General features: G+C 60.3%; 5 protein-coding genes. All 5 read right to left on the bottom strand.

Annotated elements, in window-relative coordinates:
- Positions 1-3: 3 nt before the first annotated feature.
- The 5 genes from ACYVDM_RS08905 to ACYVDM_RS08885 are packed head-to-tail and all read right to left on the bottom strand — an operon-like array spanning position 4 to position 12,920.
- A complete protein-coding gene (locus tag ACYVDM_RS08905; RefSeq protein ID WP_460475367.1) occupies positions 4-1,656 on the bottom strand; it encodes a PqiB family protein in 1,653 nt (550 codons plus the stop codon).
- 26 nt (positions 1,657-1,682) lie between these two features.
- Positions 1,683-3,110: a paraquat-inducible protein A gene (locus ACYVDM_RS08900; protein ID WP_415786688.1), complete on the bottom strand. Its 1,428-nt coding sequence runs from the start codon at positions 3,108-3,110 to the stop codon at positions 1,683-1,685.
- Between the two features lie 2 nt (positions 3,111-3,112).
- Positions 3,113-5,422 (bottom strand): ATP-dependent Clp protease ATP-binding subunit ClpA, encoded by a 2,310-nt coding sequence (gene clpA, locus ACYVDM_RS08895; RefSeq protein ID WP_415786690.1) that lies wholly within the window; start codon positions 5,420-5,422, stop codon positions 3,113-3,115.
- A gap of 56 nt (positions 5,423-5,478) precedes the next feature.
- On the bottom strand, positions 5,479-7,749 hold the full coding sequence (gene pbpC, locus ACYVDM_RS08890; RefSeq protein WP_415786692.1) for a penicillin-binding protein 1C: 2,271 nt from the start codon (positions 7,747-7,749) through the stop codon (positions 5,479-5,481).
- Positions 7,707-12,920: an alpha-2-macroglobulin family protein gene (locus tag ACYVDM_RS08885; protein ID WP_415786694.1), complete on the bottom strand. Its 5,214-nt coding sequence runs from the start codon at positions 12,918-12,920 to the stop codon at positions 7,707-7,709. Before ACYVDM_RS08885 ends, pbpC begins: the two co-directional genes overlap by 43 nt.
- Positions 12,921-13,036: the final 116 nt, after the last annotated feature.

Genomic DNA, 13,036 nt, shown 5'->3' with positions numbered 1-13,036 from the left:
GGCTTAGTTCCTGACTTGGCCCGGGATGGGATCATCGCCACGGCCGCGAATCAAGGCTTCGGGGTGGACTTGCAGATAGTCGGCCAGGCCGCGCAACGAACGAGCGGCACGACCCAATTCCTTCATGGCCTGCTCGGCGTTGGTCGGCAGGGATCCGTCTTGCGCCAACAACTCATTGATGGCATCGAGCGACTTGCGGGCGGCCTGGACGGTGTTGCGCAACTCGGGAGCCAGGTTCTTGTCCAGCGTAGTCAACAATCTCGACGCGCTCGACAAGGTCGAGCGCAGATCCGTGCCGATCTGATCGAACGGGATCTTGTCGATCTTGTCGACGATGTTGGTGATCTGCTGCTGCAGTTGTTCCAGATTGCCCGGGATCGTGGGTATCTGAATCGGATCCGTGATCTTGAATTCGACGGGCTCGACCTTCGGGAAATTTTCGAGCACGATATACAACTGACCGGTCAAGAGGTTAGACGTACGCAACTGCGCCCGCAAACCGTATTTCACCATGACCGCCAGCAAGCGTCCGCCGGTCTTGTCGCCATCGGCCTCGGCACGCGCATGCATCCTGTCATACACGGGTCCTAGACGCTCGGGATACAGAACGGCATCAACCACGGCGAAGAAGCGTTTTTTGTCGTTGTCGAAATCGATGCTGATCTTGGTGACATGACCCAGAGCAATACCCTGGAAATCGACCATCGCGCCGACAGCCAAGCCCCGAATAGTCTGATCAAAACGCATACGGATCGGGAATGGTTCACCATCCGGGTTCGCCTTGGCCTCGTCCTCCGTGTCATAGAGTTCGTAGCTGGCGCCGGGTTCGGCGAGCTTCGTATCATTGACATTGACGGACTCAAAAGCCACTCCCCCCAACGCCAGGGACATCAAGGACTGGGTATGCAGCTTCAGCCCGCTCGCGTCTACCTGCAGATCGATCCCGCTGGCATTCCAGAAACGCGTACCGGTCGTGACGAACTTGTCGTTGGGCGCATCGACGAAGACTTCGACATTGACTGCTTCTCCGCTGTCATCAAGCTTGTATCCAATAACGCGCCCCACGTTGATGCGACGGAAATACACCGGCGAGCCGATATCCAGCGATCCTAAATCTTGCGCTTTTAGGATAAAACGCTTGCCAGCACGATCGTTGGTCACGGCCGGCGGCGTCTCCAGGCCCACAAAGTCGAATTTGGTCGCGGAGGTTTCGGCCCCTGCCCCGTCCCGGGCGTCCACATCAATATAGGCGCCAGACAGCAGGGTCCCCAGGCCCGACACCCCATTGAGGCCCAGGCGTGGACGTACCACCCAAAAATTCGTTCCCTCTGCGGCCAGCCCCGCGGCGTTTTTGGATAATTGAGCTGTCACAATGACTTTGGAGCGGTCTTCGTTGAACTTAATCCGTTGCACCATGCCCACCACCACGTCCTTATAGCGGATTTGGGTTTTGCCAACATCGAGACCTTCGGCGGTTTCAAACACAATGGAAATCTCGGGCCCCTCTTGCATCCAGGTGCGCAGCACAAGCGATAAGGCAATCAGCGCCGCAACCACCGGCACCAACCACACCCAGTTGATGCGTCGTTGTTTTTTGCGTACCACCTCTGGCGCGGCAATACCGTCATCAGGGGGCGGGGATTTTTGATCGACCATGATTTGAATGCGATGCCTGAATTTGTCTATGCCGTATCGTGCCGAGAAGCCACGGGGCCGGTCCCGGTGTGAGTCATACTCGGCGCCTCGTGATCACTCGGGTCTTGTGCCCTGCGTGAAGCGATTGCCGTATTGCTTGCTTCGTTCGTTTCGTCTGATTCGTGTGTCTCAAGATCCCACGCCAGGCGCGGATCAAAGCTCATGGCGGCCAGCATGGTCAAAATGACTACCAGGCCAAACGCCCCGGCCGCCGGCCCCGCTGAAATCTCCATCAGCCCCTGAAAATGCGCCAGCGACGCGAGCAGTATCACGACAAAAACGTCCAGCATCGACCACTGCCCGATGAACTCGACCATTTCATACAGGCGAGTGCGTTGGCGCAGATTAAACTGACTTTCCCGTTGTACGCTACCGGCAAGTATTGCCAGAGCCAACATTTTGGTCAGCGGCACGACAATACTGGCGATAAACACGATCAGTGCGATATCCCACGAACCGGTCTGCCATAACTCGACCACCCCACCCAGAATCGTATGGCCGCTGTCGCCCAAAAACAGGGATTGGATGTTCATGATGGGCAGCACATTCGCCGGCACATAAAGCGCCGCCGCCGCGACTAACAATGCCCAGGTACGGGTCAGGCTTTGAGGCTTGCGTGCATGCACGATCGCGTTGCAACGGACGCAGTGATGTGAGTCGCCCTCGTGCTGATGATCGATAGCATGTACGTGATAGGGCTCATGCGACGATGATGAGCCGTCAGGCACAGGCACGGCCTGTACCTGCCCGCAGACATGGCAACCCGTCAGTGTCTGCCCGGGTGCGGGCCGCGGCACATGGACAGGTGTGACGCCTGCCTTCTCGACATAACGCCATAATGCATGCGGCGACAAGCGCTCAAGCGTTGCCAGCAGCACGACCAGGGCGCCAAAGGCGTATAAGCCCGGCGCCGGGCTGACTGACGCCATGCCCGCCAATTTGACCACCGATACCAATACCCCCAGCAAGAACACCGGCACCATGCACCAGGGACGCAATATGCCCAAGAGGCGTACGGCGGGTCGCAAACCCGCTGGCTCGCGGCCGAGCGCCAGCGGCCATAACACCCACACCAAGATAATCAGATGCAAGAAAGGCAAGGCAAAGCCCGCCAGCCCGGTCATCATGGCTGTCCATACGTAACCCTGATCCCAGGTCATGATCACCGCGGTGAGTAACGACGCCTCACGTGTCATGCCCTGCACTGACATGCTGATGACCGGGTACGCATTGGCAATCGCAAAAACGATCAGGGCGGCCAAGCTCAACGCTAGCCACCCCGATACACTGATCCCACTATACCGCCACAGAATGGTACCGCAGCGCGCGCACGTGGCCGTTTCGCCGTGCTGCAGCTCGTGCCGCCGGAAAATACTGCCACAGTGCTCGCAGGAAATCAGCGGTTTGGGGGACAAGGTCAATCAACCAACTCGACTTCCTGACGGTCCGGCGGCGTCTTGGAGTCTGCCGACTTGCCTGATCCATCAAAGTTAAGTTGCACCTTGCCATCGGCATCCAGATCGACGGTCACCGTGCCACCATCGACCAGCTTGCCAAACAACAGCTCGTCGGCCAACGCGCGCCGTATGGTGTCCTGGATCAGGCGTTGCATCGGCCGTGCACCCATGAGCGGGTCGAAACCCTCTTTGGCCAGATGTGCACGCAAGGCCTCGGTAAAGACCGCCTCGACACGACGTTCGTGCAATTGGTCCTCAAGCTGCATCAGGAATTTGTCGACCACGCGCAAAATGATATCGCGCGACAAACTGTCAAACGGGATGATGGCATCGAGGCGATTGCGGAACTCGGGCGTAAACATGCGGCGGATCTCGGCCATTTCGTCGCCGGTGACACGGCTGTTCGAAAAACCGATGGACGGCCGATTCAACGTTTCGGCACCCGCGTTGGTCGTCATGATGATGATGACATTACGGAAGTCCGCCTTGCGCCCGTTGTTGTCGGTCAGGGTGCCATGATCCATGACCTGCAGCAGAATGTTGAACACATCCGGATGGGCCTTTTCGATCTCGTCGAGCAGCAGGACGCAGTGCGGTTGCTTGGTGATGGCTTCGGTCAACAGACCGCCCTGATCAAACCCGACGTATCCGGGAGGCGCCCCGATCAGGCGAGACACGGCATGGCGCTCCATGTACTCGGACATGTCAAAGCGCAACAACTCGACCCCCAAGGTGAACGCCAATTGGCGTGCGACTTCGGTTTTACCCACACCGGTCGGGCCCGAGAACAAGAACGAACCAATCGGACGGTCTGGCTTGCCCAATCCGGAACGCGCCATCTTGATGGAGGCCGACAGCGCCTCGATCGCGTTGTCCTGGCCAAACACCACGGTTTTCAGGTCGCGATCCAGCGTCGCGAGCTTGCTTCGATCATCGTTGGACACGGATTGCGGCGGAATGCGCGCAATTTTGGAAACGATGTTTTCGATGTCGATCTTGCCGATGAGTTTCTTTTGGCGCGAGCGCGGCAGCAGCCGCTGGGCGGCGCCGGCCTCGTCAATGACGTCGATGGCCTTATCGGGCAAATGACGATCATTGATATAACGCGCGGACAATTCGGCCGCGGCCGTGAGCGCCGCCGCGGAATACCGCACGCTGTGGTGCTCTTCGAAGCGACTCTTGAGGCCGCGCAAAATCTGCACGGTTTGCTCGACACTGGGTTCGGGCACGTCAATCTTCTGGAAACGACGCGACAAGGCGTGGTCTTTTTCGAAAACGCCGCGGAATTCGGTATAGGTCGTCGCGCCGATGCACTTGAGCTGACCCGACGACAAGGCGGGCTTGAGCAGGTTGGACGCATCCAGCGTGCCACCGGACGCCGAACCGGCGCCAATCAGCGTGTGGATCTCGTCGATGAACAGAACGGAGTCAGGATTACCGCGAATCTGCTTGAGCACGCCTTTGAGGCGTTGCTCGAAATCGCCGCGATATTTGGTACCGGCCAGCAGCGCGCCCATATCCAGCGCATAGACATGCGCGGCCTGCAGAATCTCGGGGACCTCGCCGCGCGTGATGCGCCAGGCCAATCCCTCGGCGATGGCAGTCTTGCCCACGCCGGCTTCGCCCACCAGGAGGGGGTTGTTTTTACGACGGCGGCACAGCACCTGAATCACGCGCTCGACCTCGTGCTCGCGGCCAATCAGTGGATCGATACGACCCGCCAGCGCCGCCGCGTTCAGGTCGGTCGCATATTGATCCAGCGGCGACTGACGCGCCTCGGTGTTTTCTTCGACACCGGGTTGTTCTTTCGGGGCGGCGGCTTCTTCTTGAGGTTGCTTGGTGATGCCGTGTGACAAGAAGTTGACCACATCCAGGCGTGTGACGCCCTGCTGTTGCAGGTAGTACACAGCGTGCGAGTCTTTTTCGCCAAAAATAGCCACCAGCACATTGGCGCCTGTGACCGGTTTCTTACCCGTCCCGCCTGCCGACACGTGCATGATCGCGCGTTGAATGACGCGTTGAAATCCTAGCGTAGGCTGCGTGTCGACCTCCGCGCCGGTGGGAATGACCGGCGTATTTTCAGACACGAACTGACGCAAGTTGCCGCGCAAATCATCCAGATTCGCGGTGCAAGCACGCAGGACCTCGATGGCCGAGGCATTATCGAGCAGCGACAGCAGCAGATGCTCGACGGTAATAAATTCATGCCGGGCCGAACGGGCCTCGACGAAAGCCATATGCAGGCTGACTTCAAGTTCTTGAGAAATCACGCTTCCTCCATAACGCATTGAAGCGATCGAAAAATACGACTCATATTCTAAGCTGATCAGGGCGTAACGCCAGTGATTTCAAAAACCACACGGTCATGTCGGCCTTGCTCATCCATCACAGTCAGGGTATAGCGACCATTTTGCACCATAGACAGATTTATCGGGGCAGTAGCCACACTGCGCTGCTGGACTAAGCCATCCAGCATCCACCAGACCTGCCCCCGCGCGCCGTCCACGCGCACCTCTATTGATACGGCGTCACGGCCCGGCACAGGGCGCAACACCGATCCATTGGCCACCCCCTGCAAGCGCAGTGGCCCACTTGCAATATCAGCATAACCGGCAAACGTCGGCGGCACCGTATCGTCCAGTGACCAGGCGGTGCGCGGCTGGGTACATGCCCCCGCCTGCGGACTGCCCTGGCGCCATCCCAACGGCCAGCAGGTCACGACGGGCTGTACGGTCGCCGGTCGTTGCCGCGCGATCGGCGGCCCTGCCGGCAACGCGGCGACCAGATCAGTCAGCAAGGGTGCTGCCACATTGGCTCCAAAGAAACCCGGGTTGGGGGTGCCATCGGGCCGCCCCACCCAGACGCCAAGCGTCCAGTGATCGGTCACCCCGACGGCCCAGGCGTCGCGAAATCCGAAACTGGTACCGGTTTTCCAGGCCAAACGACGACCTGTTTGCTCCAGCGGACGATCGGGATGCCCCCCTCCCTCGAGAATATCGCGCACGATCCACGCGGCGCCCGCGCTCATCATTCGCGATTCGACCCGAGGCTCATCCGGGGACAAACGAGGCCGTCCGGCCAGACCGCCCCGTGCCAAGGCACGGTACGCGCCGACCAGTTCCTCTAAGGTGGTGCCACCCCCGCCTAAAATCAAGCTCAAATTGGGTTCGGCTCCCGCCGGCATACGTAACTGTACGCCGCCCGCCAACATCATGGATGCAAAACGATGAGGCCCCACCCGGTCCAGCAAATCCACCGCAGGCACGTTCAGCGAGCGCTGCAAGGCCCGGGACACGCTGACCGGCCCGGAGAATGACGCCTGAAAGTTACCGGGTGCATAGCCGCCAAAGGACAGCGGCGCATCCATGAGCATACTTTCCGAATGCACGATGCCGTCGTCCAGCGCCTGGGCGTAGAGAAAGGGCTTCAACGTGGACCCTGGCGAACGCACGCCGCGCACCATGTCCACGTGCGAATAGCGACTGTCATCGGCAAAGTCCGCCGAACCGGCGTACGCCTTGACCTCCAGGGTATTGTTGTCCATGATCAATACGGCCATCGACACTTTGGGCGGCAAGGCATCGATGCGATCCAGCAACATGTGCTCGGCCGTGGCCTGGATATTCGCATCCAGAGTAGAGGTGACGATCTCGGCGCGCTCACCCGTGCGGCGTTGCTCGATCTGCAAGCGTTGAGCGGCCAGCGGCGCCAGCCAACGTGCCCGCAGCGGCGGCGCCAGCACGTTTTCTATTTTAGCGTCCGCGACGGCCTCGGCGCTCCATTGGCCGTTTGCCGCCATGCGGTCCAGCACTTTATCGCGCGCGATTTGCGCGGCCAGCGGATGACGATCGGGCCGCAGGCGCGATGGCGCTTGTGGCAATGCCGTCAGCAATGCGGCTTCGGCCGGGCTGATATCCATCGAGGACTTGCCCAGCCACAGACGCGAGGCCATCTCCACCCCCTCGACGATGCCGCCCATGGGCGCATGCGTCAGATAAAGGCCCAGGATTTCATCTTTGCTGTAGTGCAACTCCAATTGCAGCGCACGCGCCATTTGGCGCAGTTTGGCCGACAAGACGCGCGAGGGCTGGCCCGCCAGCTCGGGATCCAGCAGCCGTGCGACCTGCATGGTGATCGTGGAGCCGCCCGACACAATGCGCCCATGCGTGAACCATTGCCACGCCGCGCGTGCCAGCGCGACGGGATTGACGCCGGGATGCCAGTAAAACCAGCGATCTTCGTAACCCAGCAAGGTTTCCAGGTAGTACGGGGATACCTGCTGTGGCGTCACAGGATAACGCCACATGCCGTCACGGCTGGGATAGGTGCGCAGTGGCGTACCATCGGCGGCGACCACTACTGAAGCCCCTCCGCCTCCCACCGACGGCAGGGGAAACAGCCGATCCAGGATCAGCACCACGGCAGCCGCGATGACGATCGCCAGCGCCAGCGCTCCCCCACCCCGCCGAAGGACTTTACCGATACTCGGGCGTCGCGTGCGATTGCGCCCGGGCTGAGGAGGTGGTCCCTTTTGGGTCGGCTCCTCAGCTCCGGTTAGCGAACCGGCATGCGATCGCGAACCTCGATCGGGCTCCATCGTTCGCCTACGCCTCGCAGTTCGGGTCGGTACATGTCCTCGGCCACCGTGGACGGCACGGCGTAACGTCCCGGGGTGACCGCACGCACCATATAAAACACCTCGGTCGCGCGACGGTCCAGCGACACCGCCGCGACATAACGGTCATCGCGAAACTCACGATGTTTGATCGCCGGATTGGCCATCGCATCTGCCACCTGTATGCCGCCGATTTGCCAATCTTGCATCTCGGGGCTTTGCGACAGGTTCAGGTTTTCGATTTCCAGGCCCGCCGGCACGCGATCGACAATCAATGCATCCGGAATCGATTGATTCGCAGAGGCACTGAGCCTGACGACCAACATGTCGCCCGTGCGCAACACCCCGCCGTCCCATGCCCGGCCGTCGGGCGTATACCAGCGCCGCTGCAACGAAATCACGCTGCTCTGCGGCGCGGGGGCTTCCTGGCGCGTGCCCTGTAAATCGAACTCTACAAACAAAGGCTGTGATCCGGTGTTGGTCAACTGCAGCGATGGCAGATCGGCAAACTTGAGTGAAACCGTTTGATCCTGGGCGCTGGCCAGATCCTGTTTCCCCGACTCCGTTGTCAGCGCCGCTGCCCATGGCTTTTCCGCGTCGCCGCCCGCGGCACGGGCCGCCAGCACCAAAGCCATCTGCTCTTGCGTCGACAGATACGAACGATCGCGCATGTAGCCATCGAGTTGCGACATCAGGGACTCGCGGCCTTGCGGCGCCAGCTTATAGGTCGTCGCCAGCGCATAGCCGAGGGCGTAATCCCGCACTGCACTACCGTAATCGCCCAGCCATGCCGTCACGTAGAACTTGCCCCGAACCGGATAGCCATAAGGCCGCGCCAGAGCCAGCGCCATGGCCTTTTCCATACGAGCGGTGTCGCCCATCAACTGGAAGGCGACGGCAAACTGGATCAGGGGCAAGGGCGATAACGAGCGTTCTTGATAACGATCAAACAACTGGCGCAGTGTAGCCAGCGACGCCTGGCGATCACGTGCCAAGACCAGCGCCGCCGTCGCATAGCCCGCGAAAAGACGATGATCGCCGCGCATCATGGCGTGATAACTGCTATTGACATCGCCTTTTTCGAACGATTGACGCAAGGCTTCGGGCCACGTTCCGAAAGCGCCCAAGCTTTGCTGCAATTGCGCTTGCAACCATTGCCGCGAACGATCCAGGGACTGCTCGGGCACGCTAAAGCCCTGATCGCGCGCATCCTGCAGGAAGCCCACCGCATAGGCGGTCAACCAGATATCGCGTGCGGAACCCGGGTCGCCCCACAGCGAATAGCTACCCATGGCGTTGCGCATGCCGGCCAATCGTCCCACAGCGTAGGCGACCTTTTCCGCGCGCTGCTCTTTCGTCTGAATGGGCAGGTCGAAACGCTTGCCATCGGCCTCGTCCATGAGTACCCACGGATACGCCGAACTGATCGTTTGCTCCGTGCAGCCATAGGGGTACCGCAGCAAATCCTTGACCAGACGAGAGACGTTGATGGGCGGGCGGTTCGACATGCTGATATTGGCCGAAACGGAATCGACGTAATAACCCGTGACCGCGCCCGGAGCAAAGCTTTCGCTCGGGGCCAAGCGCACGCGCTGAATCAGATTTTCCGCGGCATGCGACGGCTGCACTTGCAGCACGGATTCTCGTTCGATATGGATGGGTTTCTCACCACCCTTGCCATCGATCGTCAAACGCACCAATCCCAAGCCGTACGATCCTGTCGGAGTTGCCGTAAAACGCACTGTCGTGCGTTGACGATCCTTGAGGGTCAGGGTGCGCGTGCCCCCATCGGCGATGGACAAGGGATCCAACGCCTGCAAATTCACCGTGATCTGCTGCGCGGCACCGCTCAGGTTGGTGACATCGACTGCCACGGTCGCCCGGTCGCCGGGCGTAATAAAGCGCGGCATATTCAACTCGGCCACGATCGGTGCGGCCACCACCATTTCCTGATCGGTATGGCCATATTGCGCATCGCTGAACGCGACGGCCATCAAACGCAGCGTGCCATTGAAGTCCGGCAAGTCCAGCGGGATGTCGGCTTCGCCTTGCTCGTTCAGCGTCACGGGCCCCGAGAACAGATCCACCAGCTTGACCTTTTTGGGCAGGCTTTGGCTATCACCGCGCATGGCGGCGTCGCCCCCCCATTTCAGGCGGCCCTTGGTGCCATCCATCTTCTCGATCAGCTTGCCGTACATGTCGCGCAATTCGGCGTCATAACGGTGCTTGCCAAAGTAGAAGTCCATCGGATCGGGCGTGGCGTACTGATTGATGTTCAAAATACCCACGTCCACGGCGGACAACGTGACATGGACCCCCTTGTCCTGCGCACCATCGACCTTGACGCGCACGGTGGTGCGCTTTTCGGGTTCGACTTTGGCGGGCGCCGTCAGCGCGACATTGAGCTTGCGCTCGTCGCTGGCAATAGGCAGGAAGCTCAACCCCACGGCGCGCGCGGGCGTGACACGATCCCCCTCGCTGCCGGGCCGAAATACCACGGCGGCGACGTAAAGATCGTGACGTTTCCATGAGGCATCCAGAGGGATGTCAACGGTCGTTCCCGCGACTTTGACCGGCACCCATTTCGACCACAGCATGCGGTCGCCTTCGACCGTGATGAGAGCTTCGCCGTCATGGGGCGGCGTCACGGTCAGTTTGACGTTATCGCCGGGGCGTGCAGGCACGCCTTCGAGTTTCATCTGGACACGATCGGGACGGTTGCCCATCGCGTCCGAGTCTTGCGCATCCCACCCGGCATAGAAGCGGTAACGCATGACTTGGCCAGTTTCCGGGTCGGTAATTTCGAGACGATAGCGTCCCCACTTGACCGGCAAGGTCAACGACGTACGATCAGGTAACGCGATCGTGCGCGAGTCCTCGAGGTCCTCGGTCTCGGTATAGCCACTGTTCCAGCCACGCTGATCGTCGTAGCGCCAGTAATAGTTACGCTGTTCCCGGAAAAAACGGACTTGCGCCTCGGCCAGCGGCACCACCTCACCGGATGCATTCAGGCGCACGACTTCAAAACCCGCGGGCGCGCCCTCGCGGGTAACATCGTTGTCAAACAAGGGCCGCACCGCGATCAGTTTGTCGGCCGGCCAGACACTGCGCTCGATCGAACGCACCACCGGGCGTCCGCCCGACTCGAGCAAGCTGGCGGACATACGCACGCTGAGCGGGGATTTCGCCTCGCCGACAGATTTGAGGTCGATCGCCAACTCGACCGCGCCCCCGTCATTCAAGGTTGTTTCCGGTAGCTCTTCGTAGTGGCGCAGCTTGTCATCGGCGACATCGCCAAAAATGAAGCCCGGCCATTTTTGATTCAGCGCATAGCGGTCACGCTTTACCTGAAAACTGGACAACAGGCGGTTACCCGCAGCTGGAGCGCCGTAGAGATAGTCGCCCTGTACATCGATCTTCCAGGTTTCTCCCGGGGACAGCACGGCCTGATCGGAATCCAGATGCAGTTTCATGCGCTCGGGCAGGAATTCCTCGACCTGGAACCACCAGGCGGCATCAGGCGATTTGGCTGCCGGATCGACGCGCAGTTCAAGCAGCCATTTGCCGGTTTGCGCATCGACCGGCAGGTCAATGGCGTGCTCGATATAGTTGGCGATTTTTTCGCTGGGTTGCCAGAGCTCGCTGCGCACCGTACGGCCATCGGGCCGCTTCAGGACGGCGGTCAGCGGCGCGGATTTCAGCGGCCGGCCGTCCAGGTCGCGCGGCAATACCGACACCTGAAAGGTCTCGCCAGGTCGATACAAGTTGCGGCCGGAATAGACGAATAGATTATTTGGACGAGAAGGTTGGCCGCCGATGTCGTACTCGGACAGATCCAGCGCGGGCTCGGCCAGCGACAGCATCGTTAACTCATCGCCACGCGCAGCGCGTATCAAGCGCGCACGGGACGAATCGCCATCAATGCGCACATGCCCCCCCTCGTCAGAGGTTGCTTTAGCCAGGACTTTGCCTGCAGCATCCACCAACTCGACCTGGGCGTCCTTGACGGGCTTGCCTGTTTTCAGCGACACGGTATAGGCCTCGATACGGTCGGAATAACGACGCATATGCAGGCCCATATCGCTGATATAGAAATAGGTCACCTGGTATTCGTAGCGAAAACGACCAGGCTCGCTCATGATGGCCACGTAAATGCCGGGCTGCTTCAGCTCGTTGATGTTTTCGACGGGCAAGAAGGTCACGTGGCGTCGGTTGGGCTTGTCATCGGTGACAAAGCGCCCCTGATACACACTCTTTGTCAGGGTATGCAGACGATCGAGATCCCAGTTGCTGACCGAACCCTTCAGGCTGCGATTATCGGAATACCGCCATTCGTCGTCCTCGTTGGACGTGTCGCTCAAACCCAATACTTCATCGAAAAATTCGGGCATATGCTCCGGCGATACGCGCAAGAATTCCACGTCGACTTCGGGCGTATTGACGGTGGCCACGGGCAAACCGCCGTTTTGTCCGGCGGGCAGCACGACGCCACGGCTTGCAAAGTAAAACGACGGCGGCATGGCCTCGGTTTGAACCGTGCAGTTGCCCTCGACCCCTAGGGTCGAGTTTTTTTCAGCACCTGGGAAACCTGCATCGACCCGGATCGCATAAGCACGCTGCGGCTGGACATAGGGGAAATACACGATGCGCGGGTTGTCGCCCACCGACCAGGCACCCTCCACGACTTTGCCTTGCTTGGCAGCGTCGTTCTGCTTGTCGGCGTCGTTCTGTTTGGTGGCGTCGTCCGTACTGTCGGTTTGCCCGGACGGCTGAGTGTCGTCGGACGTCGTTGCCTCGCCGGTATCGACCACCCGGATAAACCGTGTCAGATCGTCCTTGCGGTCAACGGGCTGTGTAAAGGTGATGGCCAGTGCCATCGAGTCGCGAAACTCGCGCGGTTTGCAATCCAGCAACGCAAAGGGATCGGCCTGGCCAATCACGGTCGAGGCGTTGGCCGGCTCTTGAGCGGTCGTCGATGCAGCAGCATCAGTTGTCGGTGACGCTGCTTTGGTAGCGACGGTCGCAGGCGTGGCACTCGACGCTGGCGAGTCCGCGCTCGTGGGCGCATCACCACGCCCTGCCCACCATCCCAACCCCACCGCGATGGCCACCACCAACGCCCCAATCCCAATCACGCCACTTTTTTTACTCACGGGCTTGCCTCTGATCAATATTGTTGTTAGGGCGTGCGGCCACGCTGCAGGGCCAAGACTCGCCTTGTGGGTCTCGCAAAAACTACGCCAGAACCGTTTGCCTGGCTACTGCACGC

It is taken from the genome of Bordetella tumulicola (assembly GCF_054779135.1).
Note: the sequence above shows the minus strand (reverse complement) of the source record. Positions and strands in the feature narration are given on the sequence as shown.

What these genes read in the sequence shown, in the direction of transcription:
- ACYVDM_RS08905 (WP_460475367.1), bottom strand. Translation starts at nt 1,656, where the DNA reads ATGGTCGATCAAAAATCCCCGCCCCCTGATGACGGTATTGCCGCGCCA.
- pbpC (WP_415786692.1), bottom strand. Translation starts at nt 7,749, where the DNA reads ATGGAGCCCGATCGAGGTTCGCGATCGCATGCCGGTTCGCTAACCGGA.